General features: G+C 68.9%; 15 protein-coding genes. 8 read left to right on the top strand and 7 right to left on the bottom strand.

Annotation, left to right across the window (positions count from 1 at the left end; all coding sequences use genetic code 11):
• The gene (locus tag QO015_RS10000; protein WP_266279688.1) at nt 1-1,023 is read right to left on the bottom strand and encodes a ligase-associated DNA damage response exonuclease; all 1,023 of its coding nucleotides are present in this window, start codon (nt 1,021-1,023) and stop codon (nt 1-3) included.
• Nucleotides 1,024-1,274: 251 nt separating this feature from the next.
• Here QO015_RS10000 and QO015_RS09995 point away from each other — a divergent pair, with 251 nt between their 5' ends.
• Together QO015_RS09995 and pdeM are read left to right on the top strand one after the other, a co-directional pair.
• The gene (locus tag QO015_RS09995) at nt 1,275-3,839 is read left to right on the top strand and encodes a ligase-associated DNA damage response DEXH box helicase (protein ID WP_266279690.1); all 2,565 of its coding nucleotides are present in this window, start codon (nt 1,275-1,277) and stop codon (nt 3,837-3,839) included.
• A 91-nt stretch (nt 3,840-3,930) separates the two neighbouring features.
• Nucleotides 3,931-4,650: a ligase-associated DNA damage response endonuclease PdeM gene (gene pdeM, locus QO015_RS09990; RefSeq protein WP_266279691.1), complete on the top strand. Its 720-nt coding sequence runs from the start codon at nt 3,931-3,933 to the stop codon at nt 4,648-4,650.
• Here the strand turns inward: pdeM and QO015_RS09985 are convergent.
• Nucleotides 4,628-4,981 (bottom strand): DUF1428 domain-containing protein, encoded by a 354-nt coding sequence (locus QO015_RS09985; RefSeq protein WP_266279693.1) that lies wholly within the window; start codon nt 4,979-4,981, stop codon nt 4,628-4,630. The genes pdeM and QO015_RS09985 overlap by 23 nt on opposite strands.
• A gap of 52 nt (nt 4,982-5,033) precedes the next feature.
• Complete coding sequence (locus tag QO015_RS09980; RefSeq protein WP_266279694.1) at nt 5,034-6,821, bottom strand: glycosyltransferase family 2 protein; 1,788 nt, start codon at nt 6,819-6,821, stop codon at nt 5,034-5,036.
• Between the two features lie 126 nt (nt 6,822-6,947).
• Between QO015_RS09980 and QO015_RS09975 the strand changes: the two genes are divergently transcribed.
• The gene (locus QO015_RS09975; protein ID WP_266279696.1) at nt 6,948-7,793 is read left to right on the top strand and encodes a transporter substrate-binding domain-containing protein; all 846 of its coding nucleotides are present in this window, start codon (nt 6,948-6,950) and stop codon (nt 7,791-7,793) included.
• A 22-nt stretch (nt 7,794-7,815) separates the two neighbouring features.
• On the opposite strand, the gene QO015_RS09970 is transcribed toward QO015_RS09975, so the two are convergent.
• A complete protein-coding gene (locus QO015_RS09970) occupies nt 7,816-8,436 on the bottom strand; it encodes a COG3904 family protein (RefSeq protein ID WP_266279697.1) in 621 nt (206 codons plus the stop codon).
• 26 nt (nt 8,437-8,462) lie between these two features.
• Complete coding sequence (locus QO015_RS09965; protein ID WP_266279699.1) at nt 8,463-8,894, bottom strand: tellurite resistance TerB family protein; 432 nt, start codon at nt 8,892-8,894, stop codon at nt 8,463-8,465.
• Nucleotides 8,895-9,084: 190 nt separating this feature from the next.
• On the opposite strand from QO015_RS09965, the gene QO015_RS09960 reads away from it, so the two are divergent.
• Nucleotides 9,085-10,746 (top strand): lysine--tRNA ligase, encoded by a 1,662-nt coding sequence (locus QO015_RS09960; protein ID WP_266279700.1) that lies wholly within the window; start codon nt 9,085-9,087, stop codon nt 10,744-10,746.
• Nucleotides 10,747-10,836: 90 nt separating this feature from the next.
• Nucleotides 10,837-11,463: a LysE family translocator gene (locus QO015_RS09955; RefSeq protein ID WP_266279702.1), complete on the top strand. Its 627-nt coding sequence runs from the start codon at nt 10,837-10,839 to the stop codon at nt 11,461-11,463.
• Nucleotides 11,464-11,466: 3 nt separating this feature from the next.
• On the opposite strand, the gene QO015_RS09950 is transcribed toward QO015_RS09955, so the two are convergent.
• Together QO015_RS09950 and QO015_RS09945 are read right to left on the bottom strand one after the other, a co-directional pair.
• Nucleotides 11,467-12,249: a thermonuclease family protein gene (locus tag QO015_RS09950; RefSeq protein WP_266279703.1), complete on the bottom strand. Its 783-nt coding sequence runs from the start codon at nt 12,247-12,249 to the stop codon at nt 11,467-11,469.
• Nucleotides 12,246-12,896 (bottom strand): S24 family peptidase, encoded by a 651-nt coding sequence (locus QO015_RS09945; protein WP_266279705.1) that lies wholly within the window; start codon nt 12,894-12,896, stop codon nt 12,246-12,248. The genes QO015_RS09950 and QO015_RS09945 overlap by 4 nt, the downstream gene beginning before the upstream one ends.
• A gap of 242 nt (nt 12,897-13,138) precedes the next feature.
• Here QO015_RS09945 and QO015_RS09940 point away from each other — a divergent pair, with 242 nt between their 5' ends.
• The 3 genes from QO015_RS09940 (at nt 13,139) to QO015_RS09930 (ending at nt 15,186) form a co-directional block, all read left to right on the top strand.
• On the top strand, nt 13,139-13,483 hold the full coding sequence (locus QO015_RS09940; protein WP_266279706.1) for a DUF952 domain-containing protein: 345 nt from the start codon (nt 13,139-13,141) through the stop codon (nt 13,481-13,483).
• Nucleotides 13,480-14,547 carry a quinone-dependent dihydroorotate dehydrogenase gene (locus tag QO015_RS09935; RefSeq protein ID WP_266279708.1) on the top strand — a complete coding sequence of 356 codons (1,068 nt, stop codon included), beginning with the start codon at nt 13,480-13,482 and terminating at the stop codon, nt 14,545-14,547. Before QO015_RS09940 ends, QO015_RS09935 begins: the two co-directional genes overlap by 4 nt.
• Before the next feature lie 114 nt (nt 14,548-14,661).
• Nucleotides 14,662-15,186 carry a DUF4405 domain-containing protein gene (locus QO015_RS09930; protein WP_266279709.1) on the top strand — a complete coding sequence of 175 codons (525 nt, stop codon included), beginning with the start codon at nt 14,662-14,664 and terminating at the stop codon, nt 15,184-15,186.
• Nucleotide 15,187: the final 1 nt, after the last annotated feature.

The raw sequence follows: 15,187 nt of genomic DNA, 5'->3' as shown, positions 1-15,187 counted from the left end.
TCAGTCGCCCTCGTCCTCGTAGCCGACGAGATGCAGCGGCCGCGCGCGGATGCCTGACAGCGCACACCAGCGCACCAGCGCCTCCTCGCGGCCATGCGTCACCCAGACCTCGCCGGGCGAAAGCTCGGCGATGGTCGCGGTCAGCTCGTCCCAGTCGCAATGGTCGGAGATGACCAGCGGCAGCTCGACGCCGCGCTGCTTGGCGCGCTGGCGGATCATCATCCAGCCCGAGGCGAAGGCTGGCACCGGATCGGGGAAGCGCCGCGCCCAGCGATCGGCAAAGGCCGAGGGCGGTCCCACGACGACGGCGCCGGCAAAGGCGGCTGCCTCGCCGCGGCGGCCGTTGCCCAGCGTCGCCGGCGCCAGCGGGCCGAGCGTGATGCCCTCGGCCTCGTAGAGTGCACAGAGCCGCTCCAGCGCGCCGTGGATGTAGATCGTCTCGTCATAGCCTGCCTCGCGCAGCCGCTTGATGACCCGCTGCGCCTTGCCGAGCGCATAGGCGCCGACGAGATGGGCGCGTTCGGGAAAGGCGGCGAGCGAGGTGAGCAGCTTGGCGATCTCGTCGCCATCGTCGGGATGGCGGAAGACGGGCAGGCCGAAGGTCGCCTCGGTGATGAAGACGTCGCAGGGCACCGGCTCGAAGGGCAGGCAGGTCGGGTCGCGGCGCCGCTTGTAGTCGCCGGAAACAACGATGCGGCAGCCGCCGCCCTCGACTGCGATCTGCGCCGAGCCGAGCACATGGCCGGCCGGATGGAACGAGACGGAGACGTCGCCGATGCGCATGACGTCGCCGAGCGTCGCCGCCTGCGTCGTTCCAGCGAAGTCCTCGCCATAGCGCACGGCCATGATGGCGAGCGTCTCGGCGGTCGCGAGCACCGCGCCATGGCCCGAACGGGCATGGTCGGCATGGCCATGGGTGATGAGCGCGCGCTCCACGGGCCGCACCGGATCGATATGGAAGCCGCCGAGCGGGCAATAGAGCCCGTTCTCATCGGGCGCGAGCAGGGCTTCGGGTCGGATCATGGAGGAAAGATAGGGCGCCGGCGGAAGATCGGAAGCGGAAACCGTCCGCTCCAAAGGCCCACCTCTCCAACTCTTCCCCGCTTCGCGGGAGAGAGGGCCAGATCCCTTCTTCATCAGCGCTGAAGCGAACTCGGCAGCGGGACTCCCTCTCCCGCGAAGCGGGGGAGGGGTCGAGAGGGGTCTTTGCGGGCGGCTGAGCCAGGAAGCGGCCACCCTCGACTTGGCCGCAGCTGCGTCCTACTTCTGTTCTCGTGTCCGACCCGACCGCCGCATCCCCTGCCGAACTCCTTCCCGCGCCGTTTCGCGACTGGTTCGCGCGACGGGGCTGGGCGCCGCGCGCCCATCAGCTCGAACTGCTGCAACGGGCGGAGGAGGGGCGCTCGGTGCTGCTCATCGCGCCGACCGGCGCCGGCAAGACGCTGGCCGGCTTCCTGCCAAGCCTCGTGGCGCTGGCAGGTCGGCCGAGGCGGTCCCGCCGGCCCGGCATCCACACGCTCTACATCTCGCCGCTGAAGGCCCTCGCTGTCGACATCGCCCGCAATCTCGAGGAGCCGCTCGACGGCATGGCACTCGACATCACGGTCGAAACGCGCACCGGCGACACCCCGGCGCACAAGCGGCAGCGGCAGAAGCACGCCCCGCCCGATATCCTGCTGACGACGCCCGAGCAGCTCGCGCTGCTGCTCTCGGCCCCGGATGCCGAGCGCTTCTTCGACAGCCTCGAGACGGTGGTGCTCGACGAACTGCACTCGCTCGTCACGGCGAAGCGCGGCGATCTGCTGGCGCTCGGCCTGGCGAGGCTCCGCAAGCTGCGGCCTCGTCTTCGTGCCGTCGGGCTTTCGGCCACCGTCGCCGAGCCCGACGATCTGCGCCGCTGGCTGATGCCGCAGTCCGCTGGTGAGCCGGCAAACCTTGCCGATCTCGTGACGGTGAAGGGCGGCGCGGCGCCGCAGGTGACCATCCTGCCCGCCGAAACCCGCATCCCGTGGGCCGGGCATTCGGCCGTGCATGCGATGGAAGCGATCTACGCCCAGATCCGTGCCAGCCGCATGGTGCTCGTCTTCGTCAACACCCGAAGCCAGGCCGAGCGCATCTTTCAGGAACTCTGGCGCGTCAACGAGGACGGGCTTCCGATCGCGCTGCATCACGGCTCGCTCGATGTCGGACAGCGCCGGCGCGTCGAGGCGGCGATGGCGGCCTCGGAGCTGCGCTGCGTCGTCTGCACCTCGACGCTCGATCTCGGCATCGACTGGGGCGATGTCGACCTCGTCATCAATGTCGGCGCACCGAAGGGGGCGAGCCGGCTCGCCCAGCGCATCGGCCGTGCCAATCACCGCATGGACGAGCCCTCGCGTGCGCTCCTTGTGCCGGCCAATCGCTTCGAGGTCATGGAATGCACGGTCGCGCTGGAGGCGAGCCTCGCAGGCGCGCAGGATACGCCGCGCGTCAGGGCCGGCGCGCTCGACGTGCTCGCCCAGCATGTGCTCGGCATGGCCTGCTCGGCGCCGTTCGACGCCGACGCGCTCCATGCCGAGGTCGCGTCCGCGGCTCCCTATCGCGATCTTGATACCGAGACCTTTGCGCGCGTGGTCGATTTCGTGGCGACCGGCGGCTATGCGCTGCGGGCCTATGAGCGGTTTGCCAAGATCAGGCGCGGCGAGGACGGCCTCTGGCGCATCACGCATCCCGCCGTGGCGCAGCAATACCGCCTGAATGTCGGCACGATCATCGAGGCGCCGCTGCTGAAAGTGCGCCTCGCCTCGCGCAGGACCGGCGGTCCGGTGGGAATGGGCGGCCGCGTTCTCGGCGAGATCGAGGAGTTCTTCGTCGAGCAGCTGGCGCCCGGCGACAGCTTTCTCTTCGCCGGCCTCGTCGTGAAGCTCGAAGGCATTCGCGACAATGTCGCCGTCGTCTCGCGCACCCATGACGAGGCGCCGAAGGTGCCGATGTATGCCGGCGGCAAGTTTCCGCTCTCGACCTATCTCGCCGACGGCGTGCGCGGGCTGCTCGCCGACGAGAGCGCCTGGTCGCGGCTGCCGGATCAGGTTGCCGACTGGCTGCGCATCCAGAAGGAGGTTTCCGTGCTGCCGCGCCGCGACCAGCTTCTGGTCGAGACCTTTCCGCGCGGCGGCCGCTTCTACATGGTCGCCTACCCTTTCGAGGGCCGGCTGGCGCACCAGACGCTCGGCATGCTGCTGACGCGGCGGCTGGAGCGGGCGAAGCTGCGCCCGCTCGGCTTCGTCGCCTCCGACTATTCGCTCGCCGTCTGGGGCCTCGGCGACATGGGCGCGGCTTTTGCCAAGGGCAAGCCCGAGCTCGGCGATCTCTTCGCGCCGGACATGCTCGGCGACGATCTCGATGCCTGGCTCGCGGAGAGCTATCTCCTGAAACGCAGCTTCCGCACCTGCGCGCTCATCTCCGGCCTGATCGAGCGCCGCCATCCCGGCAAGGAGAAGACCGGCCGTCAGGTGACGATGTCGACCGATCTCATCTACGACGTGCTGCGCAGCCACGAGCCCGACCATATCCTGCTGCGCGCCACCTGGGCCGACGCCGCGACCGGCCTCCTCGATGTTGCGCGGCTGTCCGACATGCTGATGCGTGTCGAGGGCGCGATCCTGCACCAGCCGCTTGAGCGCATCTCGCCGCTCGCCGTGCCGGTGATGCTCGATATCGGAAAGGAAACGGTCGCCGGCGCGGCTGCCGAGGACATCCTCCGCGAGAATGTCGACGATCTCGTCCGCGAGGCGATGGGCGAGGCGTTCCTCGAGGCGGAGCACGGCGCCGGCTTGCCGGCAGGACTCGTCGTCTCCTAAGGTGGGGCGAGAACGAAACGCGAATCGACGCATGAACCCGCCCGCGACAGCCCAGCCCGCCCCCCGTCCCGAGCCATCCTCGACACAGTGCATGATCGCCGATGTCGCGGTTGCACTGACCGTGGAAGGCGCGCTGCATATCGCGGAGGAAGCGACGCTCGTCGTGGCTGACCTGCATCTCGAAAAGGGCTCGGCCTTCGCGGCGCGCGGCCAGATGCTGCCGCCCTACGACACCGTAGCGACGCTGCGCCGCCTAGCGGCCCTCGTCGGACGGCTCGCTCCCCGCCGCGTCGTCGCGCTCGGCGACAGCTTCCACGACAGGCGCGCCGCGGAGCGGCTCGGCGAGGCCGACCGCGCCTTGCTCGGCCAACTCGTGGCCGGTTGCGAGTGGATATGGATCGCCGGCAACCATGATCCGCTGCCGCCCGCCGCGCTCGGCGGGCATGCGGAGCGCGAACTCGTCGTCGGGTCGCTGACGTTCCGCCACGAGCCGCGCGCCGGCCGGGCGCCGGGTGAGGTGGCGGGTCATCTCCATCCGTCCGCGCGCGTCGTCGGTCGCGGCGGCTCGGTGCGCCGCCGCTGCTTCATCGCCAATCGCGAGCGTCTCGTCATGCCAGCCTTCGGCGCGCTCGCCGGCGGCCTCGACGTGCTCGATGACGCCTTCCGCCCGCTGTTCCACGGTGCGCCGTTTCACGCCTTCATGCTGGGCGAGGCGGTGCACAAGGTGGCGGGCCATCGTCTCGCCGGCGAGGCGCGCGGCGGCTATCTGCAGGTCGCGCGACGGGTCGTCAGACGTCCAGCAGCACGCTGAATCCGCCGAAGATCATCCGCTTCCCGTCGGCCGGCATCTCCTCCATCATCGCCTTGATGCGCTCGTCGGCCATCACCTTGGCGTTGACGGCGTCGCGATGGGCCCGGTCGCGATACTTGATCCAGGAGAAGATCACGACCTCGTCGTCCTTCAACTGGACGGAACGGGGAAACGAGGTCAGTTCGCCATAAGGGACATCGTCGCCGACATATTCGGCATAGGAGAGGGCGCCATGCTCGCGCCAGACCTCCGACGCCGTCGTCGCGATCCGGCGATAGTCGTCGAGGCGGGCCTTCGGCACCGGCAATATGAATCCGTCGACATAGGACATCGCTGCTTCCTCCTTGCGGTCTGTTGCGCTCAAAGGACGAGTGGCCAGGCTCTCAGCCGACAGGCTGGGCCAGTTTTTCGGTCGCCTCGGCGCGCTGGACGGCAGGCTGCACCCGGCGCCCCACATGTCGGGTCTTCGACCAGTGGTGCGGGGCGATGATCAGTTCGCCGATGGCGCGATAGCAAGCGATCGACAGCAGCAGCCAGTAGGCCGGCAGGTAGACGAGCGCGGAGGCGGGCCAGGGCAGGTGGCGCAGGTGGAAGGTCTCTCGCGACAGCAGCACGAAGACGCCATAGGCGGAGACGAGGTTGAAGAGGCTCAGCATGGTCATCGCCGCGAAGAGCGGGCTGTCGGCCCGCCAGAGCCGCGCGGGGTCGAAGATGAGCGCCAGCGCCGTCGCCAGATAGACGGGATGGATGGCTGCGGCGACCAGCGAGCCGAAGAGCACGAGCAGGCAATAGGCGAAGCGCCGCGGTCCAATCTCCCTGAGCAGCCGGCGTGGCGACCGCAGATGGACCAGCAGCGTCTGCATCCATCCTTTCAGCCAGCGCGTCCTCTGGCCGAGCCAGACGCTCACCGTGCGCGGCGCCTCTTCCAGCGTGGGCCGCTCTATGACCCCGGTCCGGTATCCGAAGCGGGCGAGGCGGAGACCGAGATCGGCGTCCTCGGTGACATTGTAGGGATCCCAGCCGCCGACATCCTCCAGAACGGCGCGGCGGAAATGGTTGGACGTCCCGCCGAGCGGCAGCGGCAGGTCGAGATCGGCGAGAAGCGGCAGCACGCCGTCGAACTGAACCGAGTATTCGAGAGCGAACAGCGCGGTCAGCCCGTTTGTTGCCGTGTTGTCGACGAGAAGCGGCGCCTGCACGCAGGCGAGGTCGGGCCCGCCGCGCTGGAAGGCGAGATAGGCCTCGATGAGCTGCAGCGGATCGGGCCGGTCCTCGGCATCGAAGACCGTCACGAGTTCGCCCCGCGCCAGAGGCAGCGCGAAGGCCAGTGCCTTGGGCTTGGTGCGTGGACCGAAGGCCGGGACGGCAAGGACCTCGAAGGGCGCTTGCAGCCTGAGCACCCTGGCGGCCGCGAGCGTCGCCTTGTCGTCGGCCTCGACGATGAGCTTGATGTCGAGCTTCTCGCGCGGCCACACCAGCCGCTCCATGCAGCCGACGAGTTCGGCGAGCATATGTGGTTCGCGATAGACCGGCAGCAGGATGCTGTAGACGGGAAGGCTTTCCGGCTCGACCTGCGGCAGCTCGGTCCGGCGGTGGCGACGCCTGTGCGTCACGACGCTGATCGCCTGCATGCGCAGGAGGATCGTGGCGAGAAAGACGAGGCCGGCAAGGATCTCGATGGCAGCGATGGCCGGCGCTCCCAGAAGGAAGATTGCCGCTGCGATGCCGAAAAGCACGGTGGCGAGGACGGCTCCCTCGGCCCGGGTCACGAGACGCCGCGCCGAAAGGTCCGGCCGCCGCGTCGCGAGCCGCTCCGTCGCGTCGCGGACGAGTGCCATGCGGTATCGCGCGAGCAGAAGGCGCCGGACAGCGGCAGGGGTCGTGACCATGACGAGCCCGGCGATCGCCGGATCGGCCCGGACCCGTGCCGACAGCGAGCGAAGGTCACCCCTTTCAGGTGCGATGAATATCGCTCTCTCGCCGTCGCGTTCGGCGGCCGCCAGCGAGCCCCTCCGGATGGTGGCCGCGATCGCGGCGACATCGTCTGCCATGTCCGGCCGGGCGCGATATCCCTCGCCGGTCGGGCTTGCGATGAAGCGAAGCCCGAGTTCGGCCGCGCGCGTCCGGTAGGCGCCCGGCACATCGGTACCGGGGCCGTCGGCGCCTGGCACCGATGACCATTCCCTGCGGCTGTCCACGTCCGCCCCCGTTCGACGTTCCGCAACCGGCGGGCCATCGCTATGCTTGCCGCAGACGCTCCGGTGCCCCACCGGCGGCTGCAACCATAAGTGAGACAGATGACGCGCCGCTTGGCAATTCCCTTGCGCGGCCTGATGGTGGCAATCGCGATTGTGCTCGCCGCGGTGGCGTCGGCCGATGAGGTCGTGATCCCGAATTTCTTCGATCCGGGCCGGCGCATCGACCTGCCGCCCGCCGCCGCGCTGACGCCGCTCCGCTTCGCGACGGTCGGCGATTTCCCGCCCTTCAGCTTCACCGGGAGCGACGGAACGCTGACCGGCTTCAATGTTGAGCTGGCGCGGGCGATCTGCCGCGAACTCGCCGTCGCCTGCACGATGCAGACGAGGCCTTTCGACAGCCTCGGTCCATCCATTGTCGAAGGGCGTATCGACGCCGCGATCGCCGGCATCGCGATCACCGCGACCGCGCGGGAGTCGCTCGGCTTCTCGGACGTCTATCTGAGGCCGGCCGCCCGCTTCATCGGGCCGGTCGACGAGCGGTCGACCGATATCGGTGCCGCCGCCCTGAGGGGGCGGACCGTCGCTGTCGCCGCCGGCAGCGCGCACGAGGCCTATCTCGCGAGCTTCTTTCCGGAGGCGCGTCGACTGGCGGTGTCGACACCGGTCGCCGCGGCGGAGGCGGTCAGGGAGGGCGAGGCGGATTTCGCCTTCGGGGACGGAACTGCGCTCGCCTTCTGGCAGCAATCGCCGGCGGCGCGGGACTGCTGCGCATTCGTCGGCGGCCCCTATCTCGAGAGCCGCTTCTTCGGCGAAGGTTATGCCGTCGCCTTGCCGAAGGACCGGCCCGAGCTACGTCAGGCGGTCAACTGGGCGCTGGACAGCCTCTACGACAAGGGCGTCTTCGCCGAGCTCTATCTCCGCTATTTCCCGGTCAGCTACTTCTAGGACGAACCGCCGCGACCGGATGTCAAAGCGGCGTGTAGTGGGGATCGCTGGCGCGGATGTCGTCGATCCAGGCGCGGTCTGTCTCGCCGAGCAGGTTGATCCCGATGCCGAGATCGACGGCGTCGCGATAGTCGAGCCAATTGACGCTCTTCGGATCGGCCGAAGTGATGAAGATGATCGACCTGCGCGGCAGTCCCATGGTCGTCAGGTAGGATCCGATCAGCGCATTGCCGACGCCGGTTTCCCGAGCGACGTCGCCGTCCATCACATAGGCGGCGTGAAAGCCGATCCGCGAGGACGGAAAGATGTTGCGCTTGACGCCCCCGAGCCAGATGAGCGCACAGGCCGACGCGCAGCGCGCATCATAGGCGACGGCCGTTTCCAGCCCCCGTTGCCGGATCAGTTCTCCGATGTGCAAGGCCGGCTCGACCAGCCCGCCATTGCTTTCGAGAAGAACGCCGCCGCTGGTGCAGTCCGCGGTAACGGCCTCGAAGAAATTCGCATTCGCCAGCGTGATGGAGCCGGTCAGCGAAACGATGCAGCTGTTGTTCTCGCCATAGCGGATATGGACCCAGCCAGCCCGTGCCTCGCCTGCGAGCATCGCCGCGATGACGAGCGACACAAGGAAGACGGCGAGGCGCATCGGCATCAAGGGTGAATGGGGGGCGCTCAGAGCGTCCGGTAACGGGCCCGGGCGCCGCGCTCGATGGCCGCGGCGGTCAGCGTGTCGACATCGAGAACGTCGCGGAGCAGTTCGAGGAAGCGCAGTTCCTCCTGCTCGACATGGAGGTCGGCCGCGGCGACCTCGACGGCGAGGGCATAGGCCGTCTCGTGCAGTTTCTTCGGCAGAGCCGTCGCGATCACGGCCAGCACCTCGTGCAGCCCGTCGGCCTCGCGGGTGATGGCGGCGCAGTCTTCCGCCACCTGGACGAGACGATCGGTGTCGAAGCCGCCGAAGATCGGCAGCGTGTTCACGATGTCACCGATCTTGCGCATCTCGCGATCGGTCATCTCGCGGTCGACGGCCGACAGCGTCACCATGACATAGATGAGCGCCTCCTGCGGGGATACGGCACTCTTCGTGGCGGCGGCCTTGTCCATCGTCTGAAACTCCGTCGTCTCTCCGCCCGGGCGGCGGCGCGCACGAAACTAGGATGTCGGCCTCGCTTGTTCAACGCCTCCCGCGCGTGATGCCTCGGGGCTTCGCCATTGACGCCGCCGCGCGCGCTCCCTATGGCTCTCGCGCCCGCGCGGCGGGTTTGCCCGCGGAATGATCCTCCCGAGGTTTCCGATGTCGTCAGCCAGGCCACCCGTCCTCGATCTTTCGCCCGCCCTCGTCGCAGCGGCGAAAGAGTCGAAAGCCTGGCCCTTCGAGGAGGCGCGGCGCATCATCGCCCGGCTCGAGACGCACGGGCCGAAGTCGCCGGTGCTGTTCGAGACCGGCTACGGGCCGTCGGGGCTTCCCCATATCGGCACCTTCGGCGAAGTGGCGCGCACGACGATGGTCCGCACGGCCTTCCGCCTCTTGACCGAGGATCGCATCGAGACGCGCCTCCTCTCCTTCTCCGACGACATGGATGGCCTCAGGAAGGTGCCGTCCAACGTTCCGAACCAGGAGATGATGGCCGCGCATCTCGGCATGCCGCTGACGCGGGTGCCGGATCCGTTCTCGAACGAGTATCCTTCCTTCGGCGCGGCCAACAACGCCCGGCTGCGCGCCTTCCTCGATTCCTTCGGCTTCGCCTACGAATTCGCGAGCGCGACGGACTATTACGCCTCGGGCCGTTTCGACGGCGCGCTGCGGCGGATGCTCGAGGTCTATGACGAGGTAATGGAGATCATCCTGCCGACGCTCGGCGCCGAGCGGCAGGCGACCTATTCGCCCTTCCTGCCGATCTCGAGGAAGACCGGCCGGGTGCTCCAGGTGCCGATGATCGACCGCGACGTCGCGGCCGGCACGATCACCTATGTCGATCCCGAGGACGGCGAGACGGTGACGACGACCGTCACAGGCGGCGCCGTGAAGTGCCAGTGGAAGGCCGATTGGGCCATGCGCTGGTATGCACTCGGCGTCGACTATGAGATGAGCGGAAAGGACCTCATCGACAGCGTCAAGCTCTCGACCCGCATCTGCCGCGCGCTCGGCGCCGAGCCGCCGGAGTGCTTTACCTACGAGCATTTCCTCGACGAGAACGGCGAGAAGATCTCGAAGTCGAAGGGCAACGGGCTGACGATCGAGCAGTGGCTCACCTATGCCTCGCCCGAGAGCCTGTCGCTGCTGATGTACAACAAGCCGAAGACGGCCAAGCGGCTCGGCTTCGAGGTGATCCCCCGCCATGTCGACGACTATGCGGGCTTCATCGAGGCCTTCTCGCGCCAGGCGACCGAGCAGCAGCTCGGCAATCCGGCCTGGCACATCCATTCGGGAAATCCGCCGCAGATCGTCTCGCCGATCAGCTTCGCGATGCTGCTCAACCTCGTGTCGGTTTCCGATGCGACCGACAAGGCCGTGCTCTGGGCCTATGTCTCGCGCTATCTGCCGGAGATCGAGCCGGCCGCCCGGGAGAAGCTCGACGCGCTCGCGGGCTTCGCGATCCGCTACTACAACGACGTCCTCAAGGCGCATAAGCACTATATCCGCCCCGAGGGCGCGCTCGCCGAGGCGCTTGCCGCGCTGGACGCCGCGCTTGCCGCGCTGCCGGCGCAGTCGACCGCCGACGAAATCCAGGCGGTGGTGTTCGATGTCGGTCGTGCCTTCTTCCCCGATCCGGCCAAGAAGGGGCCGGACGGCAATCCGCCCGGCGTCTCGCTGGACTGGTTCCGCGGCCTCTACCAGGCCCTGCTCGGTCAGGACCAGGGCCCGCGCTTCGGCTCCTTCGTGGCGATCTACGGCATCGCGGAAACCAGAGACCGCATCGCAAGGGCGCTCGCGGGGACGCTGGCTCCGGCCTGAGGCGGCAGGAAGGCGGCAGGAAGGCGGCGCCTTGCGCGCTGCCTCCCGTTGTGGATGGATCGGCGGCATGTTCTCATGGGAGTGCCGCCGATGACTTTCGAACACTGGCTCGCTTTCGCCGCCGCGTCCGCCGTCATGCTGGCCATTCCCGGCCCGACTGTCCTGCTCGTCATCAGCTATGCGCTCGGCCATGGCCGCCGGGCCGGCCGTGCCACCGTCGCCGGGGTTGCGCTCGGCGATTTCACCGCGATGACGGCCTCGATGCTGGGCCTCGGCGCGCTGCTGGCCGCCTCGGCGACGCTGTTCACGGTGCTGAAATGGGTCGGCGCCGCCTATCTCGTCTATCTCGGCGTCAAGCTCTGGCGCGCGAAGCCGACCGTCGGAGCCCCGGGCGAAGCTGCCGAAACGAAGCCGGTCCGCATCTTCCTGCACGCCTATGTCGTGACGGCGCTGAACCCGAAGAGCATCGTGTTCTTTGTCGCGTTCCTGCCGCAATTTCTCGTGGCCGACGCACCACTTCTGCCGCAGATGATCCTGTTCGAGGCGACGTTCCTCGTGCTGGCGAGCCTCAACGCTGCTCTCTACGGGCTGCTCGCCAGCGGCGCACGCACCACCATCCGCAAGCCGTCGGTTCAGACGGCGGTCAACCGGGTCGGCGGGTCGCTGCTGATCGGCGCAGGGGTTCTCTCGCTCGGGCTGCGCCGGGCCGGTGCCTGACGGCTACTGCGCCGGGCAGTTGTCCGGCCGGGCGGCTCCCGCCCATATCCCGGCGCCCGCGCAACGCGCCTGCTGTTCAGCCGCGCGATATTCGTCGGGTGCGTCTTCCGCCGGCGCTGCCCAGCCCTGCTCCACCAGCCATGCTGCGAGGTCCGTCTGGCCGATGCGGCAGGACGCCGGCTCGGCGCCGACGTATTCGACCGTGTCGAGCCGGCACTCGATTCCTCGCGCGCGGATCCGCTGGCGCAGTGCCTGCATCGACAGAAAGGCGCAGTCGAAGCCGGGCTCGTCCGGAGCGGTCCGGCAGGTGCTCCCGCTCGCCGGCACGATGATCCCGTCGAGCTGGACCTTGCGCCCGCCGAGATTGATGATGCCGGCGCCGATCACGACGACCTGGTTGAAGGTCTTCCATTGAGGGCCGCTTGGGGCCGCCTCGGGTTCGGCGGCTTGCGGCGCTTCTCGCTCCAGGACGCCGGTCACGAGCGGGCCCGGGCTGATGCCCGGTCCGCCCACCATGCGCGGCAGGCTTCCCGGCGCCGCATCCGGCGCCTCGGGAACGGGGCTCGTGACGACCGGTCCGAAATCGGGGCGCGCCCGTGCGACCTTCGGGGACGGCGTTATCGTCTCCGGCGGCGAGGGTCGGCTTGCGGAAGCCGCCGGCGGCACCGGCGCGGGGGCACCCACGCCGAGACGCACGCTCTCCCCGCCGTCCATGACGAGGGTGACGACACCCGCCAGGATGACGGCGACGAGCAGAAGGGCGGCGATCTGAAGCGTTCGGGTCATTGGCTGGCCCAGATGATCCTCGCGATCCAGTCGATCTCGTGCGTCGCGAGACTGCGCGGCGCATGATCGGGATTGAGCGAGGCGAGCTCGACCCGGCTGGCGTCGCGGCGGGCGAGCACCTTGGCCATGACCTCTCCCTGCTGGGTGCGGACGACCACGCGGTCTCCGACATGGCAGGGCGCCGTCGGCGACACGATGATGACGTCGCCATGGCGATAGAGCGGCATCATGGAATCGCCGGACACCTCGAGCGCATACACGCCCTCCGTGTTGCGACTCTGCGGAAACGAGACCTCGTACCAGCCCTGTCCTGCGGGAAAGCCGCCATCGTCGAAGAAGCCGCCGGCACCGGCCTGCGCGAAGCCGATCAGCGGTACCTGGCGGAACGGACGGTCGATCTCGGCCAGCGCCGCGCTCGTGCCGGCCGCGATGCCGAGAAAGCGCTCGACCGATTCGCCGGTCGCCTCGAGGATCTTGGAAATGCTCTCGGTCGACGGCCAGCGCGGGCGCCCGTCGCTGCCGACGCGCTTCGACCGGTTGAAGGTCGTCGGATCGAGGCCCGCACGCTTGGCGAGGCCCGAGACGCTGAGCGCATGACGCTCGGCGAGAACGTCGATGGCCGTCCAGATCCGTTCGTGTGACAGCATGGCCGGACCTTCCGGATGAACGGGCCGGACCGGAGCGCATGCTCCCGGCGTGGCCCTGCCTTCTCTCCCCCGAGACGCGGCACAACGAAGTGCAGGAACAGGAATAAAATCCCTGCAAGCACCATGTATCCCCGCGAACGAACCGTGTCCAGCGCGCACCGCGCGCCTTGCCCCAGATCGTTCGCGCGCCTTGCCGAGGGGAGGGCGAGCCGCTAGTTTTCTCGACGAAAACGGGACATTCCATGACAGAAATCTACAAGATCGCGCCTGCGGCGCTCTGGCGCGAGGCGGAGGCGCTCGGCCGCTTCGAAGGCGCGCCGGTCGACCACACGGACGGCTTCATCCATTTCTCGGCGGCGGAGCAGTTGCGCGAGACGGCCGCCCGTCATTTCGCCGGCATCGACGACCTGCTGCTCGTCGCGGTCGACGCCGAGGCGCTGGGACCGGCGCTGAAATGGGAGCCTTCGCGCGGCGGGGCGCTGTTCCCACATCTCCATGCGCCGCTCGACCTCGCCCATGTCCGTTCGGTCGTGCCGCTGCCGCGCGGTGCCGACGGCGCGCATGTCTTCCCGGCCGCGATCCCGTGAGCCTCTATCGCATCGCCCGCCCCGCCATCTTCCGGATCGATCCGGAGACGGCGCATGGCCTTTCGCTGAAGCTGATCGGCTCCGGGCTGACCCGGGCCGTCGATCCGGCGCGCGATCCGCGCCTCGCCCGCAGGCTGTTCGGTCTCGACTTCCCCAATGCGCTCGGCCTCGCCGCCGGCCTCGACAAGAATGCCGAGGTCGCGGACGGGCTGCTGTCGCTCGGCTTCGGCTTCATCGAGATCGGTTCGGTGACGCCGCGTCCGCAGGCCGGCAATCCCCGGCCGCGCATCTTTCGCCTCGCCGAGGACGGCGCGATCATCAACCGCCTCGGCTTCAACAATGCCGGCAAGGCGGCGGCGCGCGACAATCTCGCCCGCCGGAGACGCAAGGGCATCGTCGGCGTGAACATCGGCGCCAACAAGGACAGCGCCGATCGGGCTGCCGACTATGTCGCCCTCATCGAGGCCTTTTCCGATCTCGCCAGCTATTTCACGGTCAATGTCTCCTCGCCCAACACGCCGGGCCTGCGCGACCTGCAGGGCAGGGCGGCGCTCGATGCGCTGCTTGCCCGCGTCGTCGAGGCCCGCGATGCGCAGCCGCGACGGGTGCCGATGCTGGTCAAGATCGCGCCGGACATGGATGAATCGGGCCTTGCCGACGTCGCCGAGGTGGTGCTGGCGCGCCGGCTCGACGGCGTGATCATCTCCAACACGACGGTCTCGCGCCCGCCGCTCGCCACCGCGGCGCTGGCGAAGGAGACGGGCGGTCTCTCCGGCCGTCCGCTCTTCCGCATGTCGACGGTCATGCTGGCCCGCTTCCGCGGCCTCGTCGGACCCCAGATGCCGCTCATCGGCGTCGGCGGCGTCGACTCGGCCGAGACGGCCTTCCAGAAGATCGCGGCCGGCGCCGATCTCGTGCAGCTCTATACCGGCCTCGTCTATCAGGGTCCGGGACTGCCCGGCGAGATCCTCGCCGGCCTCTCGCGTATCCTCGACCGCCGCGGCCTCGGCTCGATCGCCGACGCTGTCGGAATCGAGCGCGAGCGCTGGGCCGCCGGCGGCTGACAAACGGATACAATCGGATACCGCCTGGAGAGGATCGCCGCCGCCTTCCTCGTGTATCGCTCTTGCCGTGGATGGCCGGCCGCATGGTGCCGCCGGCGCCAGGAGAGACAGGGCATGCGCGGCGTGCGGGATTTCTTCTTTCGGTATGGGACGCCGCTGACGGCGGGTCTCTTCATCGTCTCGGCGGTGTCGGGCGTCGCGCTCTATTTCGGCTGGTCGCCGGGGCTGTTCCACGAGATGCACGAGGTGCTCTCGCTGGTCCTGCTCCTGCCCTTCGTGCTGCATCTGTGGCGCAACTGGCGGCCGTTCCTCAACTATTTCCGCCACGCGGCCATGCCGATCGCGCTGGTCGCGAGCCTCGCCGCCGCGGCCGTCTTCGCCTATGGCGCCAGCGCGAGCGGGAGGGGCGGCGGCAACCCGGCGATGGCGCTGGTCGCAGCGGCGCAGCAGGCGCCGCTCGAGACGCTGGCCCCGGTGCTGAAGCTCGATAGCGCGGCGGCCGTGAAACGGCTCGACGATGCCGGCTTCGGCCCGGTCGCGCCCACCGACACTCTGGCGGCGATCGCCGCGCGCAGCGGCCACAGCCCGTTCGAGCTCATCGGCAGTCTGACCGCCCCGGCCCCGGCGCCTGGCGGCTGAG

Origin of the sequence: Kaistia geumhonensis (genome assembly GCF_030815145.1) — a bacterium.
Classification (GTDB): Bacteria; Pseudomonadota; Alphaproteobacteria; order Rhizobiales; family Kaistiaceae; genus Kaistia; species Kaistia geumhonensis.
This window is presented reverse-complemented; position numbering and strand designations above follow the sequence as displayed.

Coding starts and splice junctions, on each gene's coding strand:
- QO015_RS10000 (WP_266279688.1), bottom strand. CDS start 1,023: ATGATCCGACCCGAAGCCCTGCTCGCGCCCGATGAGAACGGGCTCTAT.
- pdeM (WP_266279691.1), top strand. CDS start 3,931: ATGATCGCCGATGTCGCGGTTGCACTGACCGTGGAAGGCGCGCTGCAT.
- QO015_RS09985 (WP_266279693.1), bottom strand. CDS start 4,981: ATGTCCTATGTCGACGGATTCATATTGCCGGTGCCGAAGGCCCGCCTC.
- QO015_RS09975 (WP_266279696.1), top strand. CDS start 6,948: ATGACGCGCCGCTTGGCAATTCCCTTGCGCGGCCTGATGGTGGCAATC.
- QO015_RS09970 (WP_266279697.1), bottom strand. CDS start 8,436: ATGCGCCTCGCCGTCTTCCTTGTGTCGCTCGTCATCGCGGCGATGCTC.
- QO015_RS09965 (WP_266279699.1), bottom strand. CDS start 8,894: ATGGACAAGGCCGCCGCCACGAAGAGTGCCGTATCCCCGCAGGAGGCG.
- QO015_RS09960 (WP_266279700.1), top strand. CDS start 9,085: ATGTCGTCAGCCAGGCCACCCGTCCTCGATCTTTCGCCCGCCCTCGTC.
- QO015_RS09955 (WP_266279702.1), top strand. CDS start 10,837: ATGACTTTCGAACACTGGCTCGCTTTCGCCGCCGCGTCCGCCGTCATG.
- QO015_RS09950 (WP_266279703.1), bottom strand. CDS start 12,249: ATGACCCGAACGCTTCAGATCGCCGCCCTTCTGCTCGTCGCCGTCATC.
- QO015_RS09945 (WP_266279705.1), bottom strand. CDS start 12,896: ATGCTGTCACACGAACGGATCTGGACGGCCATCGACGTTCTCGCCGAG.
- QO015_RS09940 (WP_266279706.1), top strand. CDS start 13,139: ATGACAGAAATCTACAAGATCGCGCCTGCGGCGCTCTGGCGCGAGGCG.
- QO015_RS09930 (WP_266279709.1), top strand. CDS start 14,662: ATGCGCGGCGTGCGGGATTTCTTCTTTCGGTATGGGACGCCGCTGACG.